Origin of the sequence: Kitasatospora gansuensis (assembly GCF_014203705.1) — a bacterium.
Lineage (GTDB): Bacteria > Actinomycetota > Actinomycetes > Streptomycetales > Streptomycetaceae > Kitasatospora > Kitasatospora gansuensis.
Genome location: NZ_JACHJR010000001.1, coordinates 5,811,542 through 5,828,071, shown reverse-complemented (window position 1 = coordinate 5,828,071; position 16,530 = coordinate 5,811,542). Strand labels below are relative to the sequence as shown.

16 protein-coding genes are annotated in these 16,530 nt (G+C 71.4%); 6 read left to right on the top strand and 10 right to left on the bottom strand.

Annotated features, from left to right (window positions below; translation table 11 throughout):
- Positions 1-83: 83 nt before the first annotated feature.
- A complete protein-coding gene (locus tag F4556_RS26375) occupies positions 84-752 on the bottom strand; it encodes a class F sortase (protein WP_184920257.1) in 669 nt (222 codons plus the stop codon).
- Positions 733-1,104 carry a hypothetical protein gene (locus tag F4556_RS26370; protein ID WP_184920255.1) on the bottom strand — a complete coding sequence of 124 codons (372 nt, stop codon included), beginning with the start codon at positions 1,102-1,104 and terminating at the stop codon, positions 733-735. Before F4556_RS26370 ends, F4556_RS26375 begins: the two co-directional genes overlap by 20 nt.
- A 218-nt stretch (positions 1,105-1,322) precedes the next feature.
- Between F4556_RS26370 and F4556_RS26365 the strand changes: the two genes are divergently transcribed.
- Positions 1,323-1,688, top strand: a complete 366-nt coding sequence (locus tag F4556_RS26365; RefSeq protein ID WP_313068645.1) for a DoxX family protein — start codon at positions 1,323-1,325, stop codon at positions 1,686-1,688.
- Positions 1,689-1,737: 49 nt separating this feature from the next.
- On the opposite strand, the gene F4556_RS26360 is transcribed toward F4556_RS26365, so the two are convergent.
- Positions 1,738-2,580 (bottom strand): trypsin-like serine peptidase, encoded by an 843-nt coding sequence (locus tag F4556_RS26360; RefSeq protein ID WP_184920253.1) that lies wholly within the window; start codon positions 2,578-2,580, stop codon positions 1,738-1,740.
- Positions 2,581-2,689: 109 nt separating this feature from the next.
- Complete coding sequence (locus F4556_RS26355) at positions 2,690-4,540, bottom strand: ricin-type beta-trefoil lectin domain protein (RefSeq protein ID WP_184920251.1); 1,851 nt, start codon at positions 4,538-4,540, stop codon at positions 2,690-2,692.
- 263 nt (positions 4,541-4,803) lie between these two features.
- Here F4556_RS26355 and F4556_RS26350 point away from each other — a divergent pair, with 263 nt between their 5' ends.
- Positions 4,804-6,210 (top strand): chitinase, encoded by a 1,407-nt coding sequence (locus F4556_RS26350; RefSeq protein ID WP_184920249.1) that lies wholly within the window; start codon positions 4,804-4,806, stop codon positions 6,208-6,210.
- Between the two features lie 22 nt (positions 6,211-6,232).
- A complete protein-coding gene (locus F4556_RS26345) occupies positions 6,233-7,414 on the top strand; it encodes an alginate lyase family protein (protein ID WP_184920247.1) in 1,182 nt (393 codons plus the stop codon).
- Between the two features lie 57 nt (positions 7,415-7,471).
- Here F4556_RS26345 and gcl read toward each other — a convergent pair whose 3' ends face one another.
- The gene (gene gcl / locus F4556_RS26340; RefSeq protein ID WP_184920245.1) at positions 7,472-9,259 is read right to left on the bottom strand and encodes a glyoxylate carboligase; all 1,788 of its coding nucleotides are present in this window, start codon (positions 9,257-9,259) and stop codon (positions 7,472-7,474) included.
- Between the two features lie 272 nt (positions 9,260-9,531).
- Here gcl and F4556_RS39190 point away from each other — a divergent pair, with 272 nt between their 5' ends.
- Positions 9,532-9,666, top strand: coding sequence for a hypothetical protein (locus F4556_RS39190; RefSeq protein WP_281403667.1), 135 nt, complete (start codon positions 9,532-9,534; stop codon positions 9,664-9,666).
- 16 nt (positions 9,667-9,682) lie between these two features.
- On the opposite strand, the gene F4556_RS26335 is transcribed toward F4556_RS39190, so the two are convergent.
- Together F4556_RS26335 and F4556_RS26330 are read right to left on the bottom strand one after the other, a co-directional pair.
- Positions 9,683-11,683: an NADPH-dependent 2,4-dienoyl-CoA reductase gene (locus tag F4556_RS26335; RefSeq protein ID WP_184920243.1), complete on the bottom strand. Its 2,001-nt coding sequence runs from the start codon at positions 11,681-11,683 to the stop codon at positions 9,683-9,685.
- Positions 11,684-11,896: 213 nt separating this feature from the next.
- On the bottom strand, positions 11,897-12,697 hold the full coding sequence (locus tag F4556_RS26330; protein ID WP_184920241.1) for an alpha/beta fold hydrolase: 801 nt from the start codon (positions 12,695-12,697) through the stop codon (positions 11,897-11,899).
- A gap of 59 nt (positions 12,698-12,756) precedes the next feature.
- Here F4556_RS26330 and F4556_RS26325 point away from each other — a divergent pair, with 59 nt between their 5' ends.
- Positions 12,757-13,131, top strand: a complete 375-nt coding sequence (locus F4556_RS26325; RefSeq protein ID WP_184920238.1) for a MerR family transcriptional regulator — start codon at positions 12,757-12,759, stop codon at positions 13,129-13,131.
- A 7-nt stretch (positions 13,132-13,138) separates the two neighbouring features.
- Here the strand turns inward: F4556_RS26325 and F4556_RS26320 are convergent, their stop codons facing one another.
- The 3 genes from F4556_RS26320 to F4556_RS26310 are packed head-to-tail and all read right to left on the bottom strand — an operon-like array spanning position 13,139 to position 15,409.
- A complete protein-coding gene (locus F4556_RS26320) occupies positions 13,139-14,035 on the bottom strand; it encodes a carbohydrate kinase family protein (RefSeq protein ID WP_184920236.1) in 897 nt (298 codons plus the stop codon).
- Entirely contained in the window at positions 14,032-14,958 is a 927-nt protein-coding gene (locus F4556_RS26315; RefSeq protein WP_184920234.1) for a pseudouridine-5'-phosphate glycosidase, read from the bottom strand. The genes F4556_RS26320 and F4556_RS26315 overlap by 4 nt, the downstream gene beginning before the upstream one ends.
- 49 nt (positions 14,959-15,007) lie before the next feature.
- Complete coding sequence (locus tag F4556_RS26310; RefSeq protein WP_221503702.1) at positions 15,008-15,409, bottom strand: VOC family protein; 402 nt, start codon at positions 15,407-15,409, stop codon at positions 15,008-15,010.
- Positions 15,410-15,610: 201 nt separating this feature from the next.
- On the opposite strand from F4556_RS26310, the gene F4556_RS26305 reads away from it, so the two are divergent.
- Entirely contained in the window at positions 15,611-16,408 is a 798-nt protein-coding gene (locus tag F4556_RS26305) for a trans-aconitate 2-methyltransferase (RefSeq protein ID WP_184920232.1), read from the top strand.
- Positions 16,409-16,530 lie beyond the last annotated feature (122 nt).

Here is a 16,530-nt window from a genome sequence, read left to right as displayed (position 1 = left end):
CGGAAGCCTCGGGTCGGTGGTCCAGTCTGCCTGACCGCCGGACCGGCCCGGCCCGACGGTCCGTCAGCAGCCTGTTGGCCCCGCTAAGGGATCAGGTCGGCGAGGACGATGATGTTGTCGGTGTAGTGCCCGTTGCCGGACAGCGAGCCGCCGCAGGTGATCAGCCGCAGCTGCGGGGTGTCGGTGTCGCCGTACACCAGCTCGGTGGGGAAGCCGCTCTTGGGGAACTGCCGCAGCTCGCGCACCCGGTACGAGACGCCGCTGCCGTCCTGGCGGCGGATGTCGATCCGGTCGCCCGGCCTGAGTTCGCGGACGCGGTTGAAGACCGCCGGGCCCTTGCGGGTGTCCAGGTGGCCGAGCAGTACGGCCGGGCCGGTCTGGCCCGGGGCCGGGCCGTTGCGGTACCAGCCGACCTGGCCGGGGCGGTCCATCGGTGGGACCTCCACCGTGCCGTCGGCGTTCAGCCCGCTCGGTTCGACGGGTGCGTCCACGCCCATCCGCGGGATCGTCAGCCGGACCGGCGGTGCGACCGGCCCGGTGGCCGCCCGGCCGGGGGCGGTGCTCGGCGGGGCGGTGGCCGGCGGGAGGTCGGCCGGGGTCGACAGAACGGTGTTGATCCGCACCGGCGGCGGTTCGGCGGAGCCGCCGAGCAGCACGATCCCGCTGGTGAGGGCGAGGGCGCCGGCCGTGGCCGCCGGCGCCCACGAGGGGCGCCGACGGCCTCGGCGGCGGCTAGCCCTGTGCGCCGGCACGGCGACGCACGATGGCGAAGCCGATCCCGGCCGCGCCCACGGCGGCCAGGCCCGAGCCGATGACCAGGGTGCCGGTGGAGCTGCCGCTGTCGGCCTCGCCGGTCTGCGCCCCGCCCTTGGGCGTGACCTTCACCTGCGCGTCCCCCTTGGCGGGCGTGGTCGGCGCGACCGAAGGCTTGACACCGCTGCCGGCCGGAGCCGAGACCGCCGGGCCCGAGGCCACGGCAGAGGGGGCCACACTCGGCGTACCGTCGGCGAAGGCGGCCGAACCGGAGAGGGCCAGCGCGCCGACGACGCCTGCGGAGACCAGCGCGAGGCGCACCGCGCGCCGGACGGTCGTGGTACCTGCCATGAGAGTTCCTCCCGAATGCTCACCACTCCCGGCCCGGTGGCCGGTAGTTGGTACGGCAGACGTTAGGAACCCGACCTCACGGTGCCCGGCCGGTCGTGTAACGGTCACCGGGCGACTCTGTAACAGCCGCCGCTCCTTTCGCCGGAGCACCCCTGACGGCTACTCTCCGGTAACAGTCGCGGCGCCGTCCGGCGCCGGAAATCCCGCCGGGAGGCCCCGTGTCCACGCGTTCCGCCAAGCTGCTGAGCGGGCTGCTGCTCGGCGCCGGTGTCGCCCACTTCGTGGTGCCGCGTCAGTTCGACGCGATCGTGCCGCGCGCCCTGCCGGGGACGCCCCGGCAGTGGACGTACGCAAGTGGCGTGGCGGAACTCGCCGTTGGCGCCGCGGTGGCGCTGCCACGGACCCGGCGGGTGGGCGCGCTGGCGGCCGCCGGCCTGTTCGCCGCCGTCCTGCCGGCCAACATCCAGATGGCGTACGACTGGCGGAACCGCCCGGCCGCGCTGCGGGGCGCCGCGCTGGCCCGGGTCCCCGGGCAGATCCCGCTGGTGCTGTGGGCGCTGCGGGTGCGGCGGAACGCTTCCTGACGTTCGCTGAGGCGCCCGGCCGCCCCCGCGAGGGCGGCCGGGCCGGGTGTCACGGCTTGGGGAGCGCGCAGCCCGCCTTGGCGAGGTCGAGCTTGTTGCCGGTACCGAAGCAGCCGGGTATCCAGTACGTCTGCTGGGCGTAGTTGATGCCCTGACGGACCGTCACCGTGCCGTTCTGGTCGACCTCGCAGGGGTTGTTGTCGGTGCAGCTCGCGCCGTCCTCGTTGCCGGTGTTGTTCACCGCGACCACCTGCCCGGTGGCGACGTCGACCACCGGGGAGCCCGAGGTGCCGCCGATGGTGTTGCAGCTGGAGGTGTAGCGCATGGAGTCCTTCCAGGTCCACGCGCCCTCCTTCAGTCGGTAGACGAAGGCGTCGGCGTTGCAGGAGTAGATCCGCTTCCAGTAGCCGGAGACCACCTTGATCGCGGTGCCCGCGACCGGGTGGGTGGCGGCCACGGTCAGCGGGTTGATCCCGTACGAGCTCTTGATCGCCGCGTAGGTGGTGTTCAGCTGGTAGATCGACACATCGGTGTCGGTCATCGTGCCGTAGACCATCTTGTTGGCGCGCAGCGTGGCGACCTTGCTGCCCGAGGAGTTGAGCAGCGAGAAGGACCGGTTGGAGCTGCGGTTGGTCAGCACCTGGCCGGCGGCCGGGAAGCCGGTCTCCAGACAGTGACCGTTGGAGAGGATCAGCGCCGGGTCGGTGGCCACCGAACTCGGCATCCTGATCAGCGATCCGGAGCAGTTGCTGAGCGCCACGGTGCCCGCGAAGTCCACGGCGGCGACCGTGGCGGTGGGGGTCTGGGCGGCGAAGGCGGGGGTGATGCCGGTGAGCCCGGCGGCGCCGGCGAGCAGGAGCGAGCAGGACGCTCCGATGAGCGGCTTCTTCATGAGAACTGCCTCTCGGTGTGGGGGTGGAACCAAGCTGGCGTGCACATGCCCCTTTTGTCAATGCTTCTTTGCGTCACGCCAGTTGACGGCCCACCCCCGCACCGGCCGGTCAGGCGGCGGGCATCGTCCAGCGCTGGTTGGCCCCGCCGAAGCAGGTCCACAGCTGGGTCGGCGTACCGTTCGCCGAGCTGTTCCCGGTCACGTCCAGGCACTTGCCGAGCGCCCGCAGCGTGCCGTCGGCGTTCGGCGACCAGCTCTGCGCCGCACTGCCGTTGCAGTCCCAGAGCTGGACCTTGGCGCCGTCCGCACTGTTCGCGGCTGCCACATCCAGGCACTTGCCGAGCGCGCGCACGGTGCCGTCCGCCCCGGCCGTCCAGGTCTGCGCGGCGGTACCGTTGCAGTCCCAGAGCTGGACGGCGGTGCCGTTGGCGCTGCTCGCGCCCGCCACGTCCAGGCACTTGCCGGCCAGGCCGGTGATCCGGCCGCCGCCGCTGCTCTGCCCGCCGTTCCAGGTGAAGGTCGCCGAGGTCTTCGCCGGGAGCTGGTAACCGAAGCTCTGGCCACCCCAGTTGACCCGGACGCTCTGCGCGGAGCCGCTGTCGTTGTACGCGATCAGCGCCTTCGAACCGTCCGGGTTCTGCCAGGCCACGTTCGGCACCGCCGAGTTGGCGGTGGAGGCGATCCGGTACGCGCCCGGGCGGACGAACTTGGTCAGGTGACCCATGGTGTAGTACTCCACCGTGTAGTCCACCTGCCCGGCCCGGCTGCCGCCGTTCTGCACCGTGACCAGCCCGGTGCAGGTGCCGCAACCGCCGTAGTGCGGGCCCATGTTCTGGTCCACCGCCAGGCTCCACTTGGTCACCGACTTCGCCCAGTTGCGGGTGTAGTCGATGATGTTGCGCATGTCCTCGCGCTGCTGGTCGGCGATCCAGGTACCACCGGAGTGCTCGGTGCCGAACGCGTCCACGGCCGGGTACTGGTTGTGCACGGTGGTCTGGGTCGCCACGTCTCCGCCGTAGCCGTGCCAGGCGATGCCGCCGAAGTTGGGGTGACTGCGGATCGCCGGGTCGTCCACCACCGGGGCGCCGTAGCCCGTGTACTGGTCCCAGTTCCAGTCCAGCGCGAGCACCTTGCTGGTCAGCCCGGCACCCTGCAGGGCGGGTAGCAGGCTGTTCTTGGTGAAGTACGCCAGCCCCGCGCCGTTCCAGCTCATCGAGGGGTAACCGCCGCAGCAGGTCGGCTCGTTCTGCACGGTGAGGTAGTCCACCGGCACGCCCTGGGCCTGGTACGCCTGCACGTACTTGGCAAAGTACTGGGCGTACGCGGCGTAGTACTCGGACTTCAGCCAGCCGCCGTTCAGGCTGCCGCTGTCCTTCATCCAGGCCGGGGCGGTCCAGGGGCTGGCGATCGTGGTGAGGGCCGGGTTGAGCTGCTTGGCCTGCCTGGTCAGCGGCAGGACGTCCGCCAGGTCGTGCGCGACGGAGAAGTTCGCCAGGGTCGGGTCGGTCTGCCCGGCCGGGCGGTCGTCGTAGGTGTACCCGAACCGGGCCAGGTCGGAGGAGCCCATCGGATTGCGGGTCAGCGACAGGCCGATGCCTTCGGTCGGCGAGAACAGCTTGCGCATGGTGGCGTCCCGGGTGGCCGCCGAGAGCGCGCCGCTGCTGTTCAGCAGCCAGGCGGCGGTGTCGGTGAACGAGGCTCCGCCACCGGTGAATTGCTGGTAGCGGACGCTCTCGTCCACGGTGATCTGCTGGCCCGCGCCGCCGCCCGCCGCGAAGGCGACCGCGGCCTGGGGCTGGAGGCCGCGGGTGACGTGGCGGCCGCCGGCGTCGTCGGTGGTGGTGAGCCAGACCGCGACGGACTCTCCGGCGGCGGTGGCGGTGGGGGCGGCGGCCAGCAGGCCGGTGGCGACCAGGGCCCCGGCGAGCAGGCCGGTGGCGGCGCGGGGGATTCGGAGCACGGTGAACTCCTTGTGGGGTGGGGGATGGCCGCTGATTCAACTCCTGGAGGCTGGGCGGCGTCAAGGTCTGGACCATTCGCTGAATGTTCGTCAACTACTGAACACAGACTGCCTTGCACGTCACAGCCATGATTCGACAGTTGACGCCTGATCAGTAAGGAAACCTTCCAGCCGAACTCTTGACGACGCCGTACGGCTCTAGTTGACTCCGTGCCACCCTCCCCGGAGAGCGCTCCCCCCACAAAGCCCCCTGGAGAACCCCCATGTCCCGTACCTCCTGGCGCCTGCCTGCCCTGGCCGCGCTGCTCGCCCTGCTCCCCACCGGCCTGGCCACCACCGCGGCACACGCCGCCGCCAACCCGGGCCCCGGCTTCCCCGCTCAGTACGCCGCCCCCTACGTGGAGACCTGGAAGTCGCCGACCGCGATGGCCGACGCCCGGGCCGCCACCGGGCTGAAGTACTTCACCCTGGCATTCGTGATCAGCGACGGCAGCTGCAACGCCACCTTCAATGGCAACACTCCGATCACCGACGGAGGTTGGCAGTCGGCGATCAACAGCCTGCGGGCGGCCGGCGGCGACGTGATCGCCTCCTTCGGCGGCGCGGCCGGCACCGAACTCGGCCAGGCCTGTACCTCGGTCAGCGGCCTGAAGGCCCAGTACAAGCGGGTGGTCGACACCCTCAACCTGACGAAGATCGACCTCGACATCGAGGGCGGCTCGCTCAACGACACCGCCGCCAACGACCGTCGCAACCAGGCCCTCGCCCAGCTCCAGCAGGAGTACGCGGCAGCCGGCCGCAGACTCGCCGTGCACTACACCCTGCCGGTCAACCCGACTGGCCTGGAAGCGAATTCGCTCAGCCTGCTGGGCAACGCCAAGAGCCGGGGGCTGGACGTCGGCGTGGTCAACATCATGACCATGGACTACGGCCCCGCGATGGACATGGGCAAGGCCGCCACCGACGCCGCCACCGCCCTGCGCGGCCAGCTCGGGAACATCTGGACCGGCAAGACCGACCAGCAGCTCTGGGCGATGGAGGGCAACACCCCGATGATCGGGGTCAACGACACCCAGGCCGAGGTGTTCAGCACCGGCAACGCCACCACGCTGGCCAACTTCGCCGCCGCCAAGGGCATCCAGCTGCTCGCCTTCTGGGCGCTCGGCCGGGACAAGGCGTGCGCCGGCAACGGCACCCTCTCGGACTCCTGCAGCGGCACCTCGCAGAGCCCGTACCAGTTCGCCCGCACCTTCAACTCCATCACCGGCGGCGGAACTTCACCGCGTCCGACCGGCCGGATCAGCGGCTACGGCGGCAAGTGCGTGGACGTCGCGGCGGCGAGCAGCGCCAACGGCGCCGCCGTCCAGCTCTACGACTGCAACGGCACCGCCGCGCAGAACTGGACGGTGGCGGCGGACGGTTCGCTCCAGGCGCTCGGCAAGTGCCTGGACGTCACCAGCGCCGGGACGGCCAACGGCACCAAGGTCCAGCTCTGGGACTGCAACGGCACCGCCGCCCAGCAATGGCAGACCGGCGCCAACAGCACCCTGGTCAACCCGGTCTCCGGCCGCTGTCTGGACGCCACCGGGCCCAGCTCCGCGAACGGCACCCGGCTGCAGATCTGGGACTGCTTCGGCGCCGCCAACCAGCAGTGGCTGCTGCCCGCCTGACCGTCCCTCGGAAGGAACCGTCGTGATCCGCAGAGCTCTCGCCGGGGCCGCCGTGCTGGCCACCGCCCTCGGCCTCCTCCCGGCCGTCGCCCCCACCACCGCACAGGCCGCCCCCGCCACCTTCACCCACCCCGGAGTCCTGGTCGGCACCGGGCAGTTGGACTTCGTCCGGGCCAAGGTGCAGACCGGGGCGCAGCCCTGGAAGGCCGCCTACGACCAGCTGCACACCAGCAAGTACGCCTCGCTGACCCGAACCGCCAAGCCGCGCGCGGTGGTCGAGTGCGGCTCCTACTCCAACCCCAACAACGGCTGCACCGACGAGCGCGAGGACGCCATCGCGGCGTACACCCTGGCCCTGGACTGGTACATCACCCGGGACAGCCGGTACGCCGAGAAGGCGATCCAGCTGATGGACGCCTGGTCGGGCACCATCACCGACCACACCAACAGCAACGCCCCGCTGCAGACCGCCTGGGCCGGCTCGGTCTGGCCCCGGGCCGCCGAGATCATCCGCTACGGCTACGGCAACTGGCCCGCCGCCCGGGTCACCCGGTTCGCCACCATGCTGCGCACCGTCTACCTCCCCGAGGTGGCCAACGGCTCGCGCTCCAACGGCAACTGGGAGCTCAGTATGGTCGAGGCGGGCATCGGCATCGGCGTCTTCCTGAACGACCGCGCCGTCTACGACAAGGCGGTCGCGCTCTTCCGCAACCGGGTCCCCGCCTACATCTACCTCGCCTCCGACGGCCCGCTTCCCCGCACCGTCCCGGGCAGCGGCCTGGACACCCGGGACGAGATCGTCAACTACTGGCAGGGCCAGGGCACTTTCGTCGACGGCCTGACCCAGGAGACCTGCCGCGACCTCACCCACACCGGCTACGGCCTCTCCGCCATCTCGCACGTCGCGGAGACCAGCCGGCTCCAGGGCCAGGACCTCTACCCCGAGATCGCCGACCGCCTCCGGCACGCCCTGGGCTTCCAGTCCAAGTACCAACTCGGCACCGCCGTCCCGTCCTGGCTCTGCGGCGGCACCCTGAACCAGTCCCTCGGCCCGGTCACCGAGGTCGGCTACAACGCCCTGGCCAACCGCCTCGGCTACGGCATGACCAACACCCGGCTGCTCACCGAGCAGCAACGCCCGGCCGGCACCAACAATCTCTTCACCGCCTGGGAGACCCTGACCCACGCCGACAACCCGGCCTGAGCCAACGCCGAGGCCCGGCACCGCCGTTGGGCGGTGCCGGGCCTCCTGCGGGTCGGATCAGACCTTGAGGGTCTTGATCGCGGTGGGAGCGTGCTCCGGCTCGGTGGCCAGGTCCTCCCACTCGGTGACGTCGCTCATGTCGACGGTGCGGCTCATCGAGATGTTGGTGATGCGCTCGAGGATGGCCTCGACCACGACCGGGACCTGGAACTCGGCGGCGAGCTTCTTGGCCTCCTCGAAGGCGGCGCCCAGCTCGTTCGGGTCGGTGACCCGGATCGCCTTGACTCCCAGGCCCTCGGCGACCTTGACGTGGTCGACGCCGTAGACGCCGAGCTCGGGGGCGTTGATGTTCTCGAACTCCAGGTTGACCTGGAAGTTGATGTCCAGTCCGGACTGCGCCTGGCGGATCAGGCCGAGGTAGGCGTTGTTCACCAGGACGTGGACGTAGGGGATCCGGTGCTGGGCGGCGACCGCCAGCTCCTCGATCATGAACTGGAAGTCGTAGTCGCCGGAGAGCGCGACGACCGGGCTCTCCGGGTCCGCGGTGGCGACACCGATCGCGGCCGGGATGGTCCAGCCGAGCGGGCCGGCCTGGCCGCAGTTGATCCAGTGCCGCGGCTTGTAGACGTGCAGCATCTGCGCACCGGCGATCTGGGACAGACCGATGGTGGTGACGTAGCGGGTGTCCGGGCCGAACGCCTTGTTCATCTCCTCGTAGACGCGCTGCGGCTTCATCGGGATGTTGTCGAAGTGCGTGCGGCGGAGCAGGGTGGCCTTGCGCTCCTGGGCGGAGTCCGCCCAGGCGGTGAAGTCCGGCAGCTTGCCCGCGGCCTTGAGCTCCTTGGCGACCTCGAGGAAGAGCTCCAGCGCGGCCTTGGCGTCGGAGGCGATGCCGTAGTCGGGCGGGAAGATCTTGCCGATCTGGGTCGGCTCGATGTCGACGTGGACGAACTTGCGGCCCTTGGTGTACGCGTCCAGGTTGTAGCCGGTGTGGCGGTTGGCCCAGCGGTTGCCGATGCCGAGGACGAAGTCCGACTCCAGGAAGGTCGCGTTGCCGTAGCGGTGCGAGGTCTGGACCCCGACCATGCCCGCGCTCAGCTCGTGGTCGTCCGGGATGACGCCCCAGCCCATCAGGGTGGAGATGACCGGGACGCCGGTCAGCTCGGCGAACTCGACCAGCAGGTCGGAGGCGTCGGCATTGATGATGCCACCGCCGGCGACCAGCAGCGGGCGCTCGGAGGCCAGCAGGAAGGTCAGCGCCTTCTCGATCTGGGCCCGGGTGGCGGCCGGCTTGTAGACCGGCAGCGGCTCGTACGTGTCCGGGTCGAACTCGATCTCGGTCAGCTGGACGTCGATCGGCAGGTCGATCAGGACCGGGCCGGGACGGCCGGACCGCATCAGGTGGAACGCCTCCTGGAAGACACCCGGGACCTGCGCGGCCTCCAGCACGGTGGTGGCCTTCTTGGTGACCGGCTTGGCGATCGAGGCGATGTCGACCGCCTGGAAGTCCTCCTTGTGCAGCTTGGAGACCGGCGCCTGGCCGGTGATGCACAGGATCGGGATGGAGTCCGCGATCGCCGAGTACAGGCCGGTGATCATGTCGGTGCCGGCCGGGCCGGACGTACCGATACAGACACCGATGTTCCCGGCCTTGGTGCGGGTGTAACCCTCGGCCATGTGCGAGGCACCCTCGACGTGGCGGGCGAGGGTGTGGCGGATGCCGCCACCCTCCTTGAGGGCCTTGTAGAAGGGGTTGATCGCGGCGCCCGGCACGCCGAAAGCGACGTCAACGCCCTCGCGCTTGAGGATCTCAACTGCCGCGCGGGCGGCTGTCATTCGAGGCATCGGCTTACTCCTGCGTCCGTCAGACTTCCACGATACGGAAGGATGATTCTGGTATGCGAAAAGAAAAGTAAGTCGCTTTCAACAAAACGTCAAGGCCGGTCCACGGGGTGGGCCCTGCACCGGCCACGCACCACCGGGCAGCGGCCGGGCACGACGAAGGCCCCCGGCAGCAGCCGGGGGCCTTCGAGAGGTGTGGTCTGGGCAGAGCAGGGGTCCGTCGCTATCGTGGGTCCCCCGCCGCCGACGACCACGGCGGCGGACTAGGGGGCGGCATGCGCAGCCAGGGCAAGACCAGGGCCGACGCGGCCGGCTGTCTGATCCTGCTGCTGATGGCCGCGCTGTTCATCGGCGCGCTGGCGCTGGCCGCGTTCACCGAGGTCGGGGACGGTCCGGGCAGCTGGCGCTGACCCGGGGAGCCGTCGGTCAGAGCTCGGCCGCGAGCCGGGTGCCCTGGTCGATCGCCCGCTTGGCGTCCAGCTCGGCGGCCACGTCCGCGCCGCCGATCAGGTGCACCGAGGCGCCACCGGCCAGCAGCTCGGCGTGCAGCTCCCGGCGCGGCTCCTGCCCGGCGCACAGCACCACGGTGTCGACCGGGACGGTACGGTCCTCGCCGTCCACGGTCAGGTGCAGGCCCTCGTCGTCGATCCGCCGGTAGCTCGCGCCGGAGACGGTGCGCACACCCCGGTGGGCCAGCTCGGCCCGGTGGATCCAGCCGGTGGTCTTGCCGAGGCCCGCGCCGACCTTGCCGGGCTTGCGCTGGATCAGGTGCACGGTGCGCGGCGGCTTCGGCCGCTCGGGGGTACGCAGCCCGCCGGGCTCGCGGTGCTCGGTGTCGATGCCCCAGCTCGCGTAGAAGTCGCCGTCCTGGTCGGTCAGGAACTCGGCCACGTCGAAGCCGATCCCGCCCGCGCCGATGACCGCCACCCGCTCACCGGCCACCGCGTCGCCGCGCAGCAGGTCCAGGTAGCCGACCACGCTCGGGTGATCCACCCCGGGGATCTCCGGGACGCGCGGGGTGACGCCGGTGGCGAGCACCACCTCGTCGTACCCCTCGGCCAGCAGCCCGGCCGCGGTGACGGCCGTACCGAGCCGTACCTCGACCTGACGCTCCGCCAGCTGGTGCCGGAAGTAGCGCAGGGTCTCGTCGAACTCCTGCTTGCCCGGCACCTGCCGGGCCACGTTCAGCTGCCCGCCGATCCGGTCCGCGGCGTCGTACAGGGTGACCGTGTGACCGCGTTCGGCGGCGGCCACCGCGAAGCCGAGGCCGGCCGGTCCGGCGCCGACCACGCCGATCCGCTTGCGGCGGCGGGTCGGGGCGAGCACCAGCTCGGTCTCGTGGCAGGCGCGCGGGTTCACCAGGCAGGAGGTGATCCGCCCGCTGAAGGTGTGGTCCAGGCAGGCCTGGTTGCAGCCGATGCAGGTGTTGATCGCCTCGGGGGTGCCGGCCTCGGCCTTGGCCACGAACTCCGGGTCGGCGAGCAGCGGCCGGGCCAGCGAGACCAGGTCGGCGTGCCCGTCGGCGAGCAGCTGCTCGGCCAGCTCGGGGGTGTTGATCCGGTTGCTGGTCACCAGCGGCACGGACACCTCGCCCATCAGCCGCTTGGTCACCCAGGCGTACGCCGCGCGCGGGACCGAGGTGGCGATGGTCGGGATACGGGCCTCGTGCCAGCCGATCCCGGTGTTGATGATGGTGGCCCCGGCCGCCTCGACCGCCTTGGCCAGCTGCACCACCTCGGCCAGCGTGGAGCCGCCGGGGATCAGGTCGAGCATGGAGAGCCGGTAGATCACGATGAACTCGGCGCCGACCCGCTCGCGCACCCGCCGGACGATCTCGACCGGGAAGCGCATCCGGTTCTCGTAGCTGCCGCCCCAGCGGTCCTCGCGCCGGTTGGTCGGCGCGGCGATGAACTCGTTGATCAGGTAGCCCTCGCTGCCCATGATCTCCACGCCGTCGTACCCCGCCGACTTGGCCAGCTCGGCGGCCCGGGCGAAGTCCTCGACGGTCTGCTCGACCTCGTCCTCGGTCAGCGCGCGCGGCGGGAAGGGGCTGATCGGCGCCTGGATCGCGCTCGGCGCGACCAGCTCGGCGTGGTACGCGTACCGGCCGAAGTGCAGCAGCTGGAGCGCGATCTTGCCGCCCGCCGCGTGCACCGCCCCGGTGATCACCCGGTGCTCGGCGGCCTCCTGATCGGTCGTCAGCTTGGCGCCGCCCTCCCACGGGCGACCCGCCTCGTTGGGCGCGATGCCGCCGGTGACGATCAGGCCGACGCCGGCCCTGGTCCGGGTCGCGTAGAACTCGGCCATCCGCTCGAAGCCGTTCTCGGCCTCCTCCAGGCCGACGTGCATCGAGCCCATCAGCACCCGGTTGGGGAGCGTGGTGAAGCCGAGGTCGAGCGGACGCAAAAGGTTCGGGTACGCGGTCATGGCGCCAAGGTAGGGCCCGCTCCGCCCCCTATGCAACAAATTGCACATCATCTGTGCGGCCCGTCACAGCCGACCTCCCGCTTCGCCCGTCACCCCATTGGCCCGTTTCCCGGGGTACCCCTTCTGGTGACACTCAAGGAGATGGGCAGCACAGGTGGCAGGGTGAGCAGGTAACGGGGAGGGCCGTCCGGCGGACGGCCCTCCCCGCCGCCTTTACAGCCCCCGCTCCCGAAGGAACGTGACCACCCGCGTCTCCCACTCGTCGGGCCGCTCGGCCATGAACACGTGCCCGGCGTCGATCTCGACGTACTCGGCACCGGGTATCCCCGCCGCCAGCTCCCGCGAGTTGGCCGGATCGACCAGCAGGTCCCGGGTCGCGTTCACCACCAGCACGGGCACCGCCAGCGCGGCCAGCTCGGCGGTGGTGTCGACCCGGGCGGCCAGCTCCGCCTGCCGACGGGTCCCGCCCGGCACCCCCGCCGCGACCTGCCCGACCAGCCCGGGCAGCTGCTCCCCCGGCAGGGCGTTGACGAAGTCCGCGCCGAACCCGCTGGACAGGGCGAACCGGGCGAAGGTCTCCCGGTCGCCCCGGCCCAGCGCCTCCTGCCACAACTCCATCGCCAGCCCGAACCGGTTGTCCGCGCGGGCGAACCCGGCCGCCAGCACCAGCCCACGCACCCGATCCGGGTGCCGGGTCGCCGCGCGCACCGCGACCGCCGAACCGAGCGAGAAGCCGATCACGGTGAACCGCTCGACCCCGGCCGCCACCGCGGCGGCCACCACCGCGTCGGCCAGACCGTCCAGGCTCAACTCCTCGTCGGTGCTCGGATAGTCACTGCCGACCACGGTGTGGTCCCGGGCCAGCACCGGAATCAGCGGGCCGAAGTTGTCGGCGACGGAACCCCCGGCACCATGGGCGAGGACCAGGCCGGGGCCCGCGCCGGTCACGGTGGTGGCCAGGGTGGTGGTCAGGGTGGTGGTCAGGGAAAGGGCGTCTGCGGAATGAGCTGTCATGCCGCCAACGCTAGGTATTCACACTGATGTGAAGGTCAACCCGAGAAGGAGAAAAGCCCGTGCTGATCGGCGAACTGGCCCACCGCACCGGAGTCAGCCCCCGACTGCTGCGCTACTACGAGGAGCAACGGCTGCTCCACCCCGAGCGCGGCACCAACGGCTACCGCACCTACGGCGCCGACGCCCCAGCCACCGTGGCCCGGATCCGCGAGCTGCTCTCCACAGGCATGAACACCGACACCATCCGTGACCTGCTCCCGTGTGCTCAGGACGACGCCCCCGGGGTGCTGCCGTGCTCGCGTTCCCTCGACATCCTGGACGGCCAGTTGGGCGAACTGGACGCCAGGATCGAACAGCTCCTCACTCAGCGCGCACTGCTCACCGACCAGCGCGGCGCCACCCTCGCACGCGAAACGGCGGCCGATCACTCCTGACGACTGCTCAGGCTCGCCTGGATGGGGGCCTGCCGCCCGTACGGCTGACGGCCACGGCCCCCGCCGCGCAGCCGGCGGCCGTCGCCTCGGCGAGGTCGGCGCCCCGGAGCCGGGCCGCCAGGAAGGCGCCGGTGAAGGCGTCACCGGCGCCGGTGCTGTCCACCGCCGTACTCGGGACGGCGGAGATCCTGGCCACGACCTTCCCTTCGCGGGCGGCCAGCGCACCCTGCGGGCCGAGCTTCACGACGGCCTCGCCGTGCACCGCGCTGAGCCGCTCGGCCGCCGCCACCGGATCGTCCGTCCCCGCCAGCAGCCGGGCCTCCGCCAGGTTCGGCAGCAGCAGGTCGGTGCCGTCGATCGAGGCCAGGAAACGGGCGAGGCCGAGCCGTTCGATGAAGCCCGTGGACGCCGGGTCGACGCTGACCGGTATGCCCCTCGCCTCGGCCGCCGTGGCTGCCTGTGCCGCCAACTGCCGCCCCTGATCGGCGAAGTAGAGGTACCCGGAGAGGTGGAGACGCGCGACGCCGTCGAGCAGCGCCGGATCCCAGTCGGCCGGGCCGAGCCGGGCCGCGGCTCCGCTGTCGGTGACGAAGGTCCGCTCGGCCTCGGCATCCACCAGGCAGATCACCACGGCCGTCGACAACTCCGGGTCGACCACCAGGTGCGGGCGGACTCCGACGCCGAGCAGTTCGGCCCGGTGCCAGGCCGCCGAGTCGGCTCCGAGCCGGGCCAGCAGCCGCGCCTCCGCGCCCGAATACGCCGCCCAGGAAGCCGAGTTGGCGGCCGACCCGCCCGGCAGGACAGCGATCCGGGCGGCGGTGTCGGTGTGCGGCGCGAGCGGCCGGTCGTGCAGCGCGACGACGTCCGTGACGACGTCGCCGATCACCAGCAGCGCGCCGGTCACTCCACCGGCTCCACCCAGCGGGCGGCGATCTCGGCGGCGAGCCGGACGTTGCCGCGTACGGCGGCCAAGTTGGCCTCCAGCGAGGCGCCCTCGGTGTGCTCGGTGAGGTAGGCCAGCAGGAAGGGCGTGGTGGCCTGTCCGGTGACACCCGCACGGTCGGCCGCCGCGAGCGCTTCGGCGAGCACCCGGTCGTGCAGCCGGGGGTCGAGCTGCTCGGCCTCCGGTACCGGATTGGCCACCACCAACGCCGAGTTGAGTCCCCCGAGCGCGTCCTGAGCCCGCATCACACCCGCGACCTCGGACGCGTCCCGTACGGTCCAGTCCACCGGCTGCCCCGAGCTCGACAGGTAGAACCCCGGGAACTCCGCCGTCCGGTACCCGAGCACCGCAACCCCCAGTGTCTCCAGCCGCTCCAGGGTGGCCGGCACGTCCAGGATCGACTTCACCCCCGCACACACCACGGTGATCCTGGTCCGGGCGAGCAGCCCGAGGTCGGCCGACTCGTCCTGGGTGGTCACCCACTCCCGGTGCACCCCGCCGAGCCCGCCGGTGGCGAAGACCCGGATCCCGGCCCGCGCGGCCAGGAACGCCGTCCCCGACACCGTGGTCGCCCCGCTCGCACCGGTCGCCAGGGCCGGCGGGAGATCCCGGAAGCCGAACTTGCGCAGGTCGGGATCGTTCGCGACCCGCTCCAACTCGCTCTTGCCGAGCCCGATGTGCGGCACGCCGTCCAGTACGGCGATGGTCGCCGGGACGGCGCCCGCCGCGCGGACGATCTCCTCCAACTCCCTTGCCACCAGCAGGTTCCGCGGCCTGGGGAGGCCGTGCGCGATGATCGTCGACTCCAGCGCGACCACGGGCGTCCGGCGGCTCACGAGCGCGTCACGGACCTCGTCGGAGAGGCGCAGTGCAGGTTCCGTCATCCCCCATCTCTGGCGCACGGGTGACCACTTCAAACGTTCCCGGGCTGCTCTAGCCCGGGACCTCGCTGATCTCGAAGAGGTGACCGTCCGGATCGCGGAAGAACGCCCGCACCTCGTACCCCCGGTCCACCGGAGGCGTGAGGAACTCCGCACCCCGCGCACGCAGAGTCTCGTACGCCCCACGGCAGTCGGGCACCCGGAAGATCAACTCAGCGCTCACCCGGTCGGGATCGTCCGGAGCCGCGAACGTCACGGTCGGCTTGTCCTCGGTCGGCCCACCGCCGGTGACCAGCAACAGCCAACTGCCCAGCAGCCTCAGCACGCACGCGCTCCCGTACTCGCGCTCCACCGTCGCGCCGAGCACCCGCTCGTACCACTGGCGCGACCGGCCGACGTCGGTGACGACCAGCAGCCGGGTCAGTTCCATGTCCTCGGTCGGGAAAGCCGACACCGCGTCACCCACTCCTCTTGGCCCTGATCGATCCCGACCCTAGCCAGGTGTCCCGCCCGGAGCGGGTCGCCGTGCGGAGCCCGCGGTCCGAGGGTGTCGATCTCACGCCGATCGGGTGACAAGAAATATCTTGACATCAAGAGATTTGGGGCCGAGGGTGGGAGTAGATATCTTGATGTCGAGATACTTGTGAGGCCGACGATGTCCGTACCCGTCTGGGACCCCGAGCAGTACCTGCGCTTCGCCGACGAACGCACCCGCCCGCTACGTGATCTGCTGGCCCGCGTACCGAACGAGCTAGCCACCACGATCGTCGACATCGGCTGCGGCCCCGGCAACTCCACCGCGGTACTGCGCGCGCGCTGGCCCGCCGCGCGGATCACCGGCATCGACAACTCCGCCGAGATGCTCGCCATCGCCCGCACCGAGGGCGAGCCCACCGCGGACTACCTGCTCGCCGACGCCCGCGACTACGACCCGGCACCGGCCGCCCCCGACCTGATCGTCTCCAACGCCGCCCTGCAGTGGATCCAGCTCGACGGCGGCGGCCACCTGAGCCTGCTCCCGCGCTGGATCGCGGCCCTGCCGCGCGGCGGAGTGCTCGCCTTTCAGGTGCCCGGCAACTTCGACTCCCCCAGCCACACCCTGCTCGCCGAACTCCGCCGCAGCCCCCGCTGGCGCACCACCCTCGGGGACCGGGCCACCCGCGCAGGCGTCCACGAGCCCGGCGAGTACCTCCAGGCCCTCGCCGACGCCGGCTGCGCCGCCGACGTCTGGGAGACCACGTACTCCACCCTGCTCACGGGCGAGGACCCCGTCCTGGAGTGGGTCAAAGGCACCGCGCTCCGGCCCGTCCTCACCCTGCTCACCGACCCTGCCGAACGGGCCGCCTTCCTCGCCGAGTACGGCGCCCTGCTGCGCGAGGCCTACCCGGCCGGGGCGCACGGCACGGTCTTTCCGTTCCGCCGGATCTTCGCGGTGGCGGTGAAGGAGGACTGACGAGTGGTCAGGGGACGGGACCGTTCGGGTGGGCGCGCCCGGTCCGTCCGCCAGTCGTGATCCCTGGGTGACAGGCCTTCGCTTTCCTGGAGTGACGACGACTCAGACGGCCTGGGAGGCTG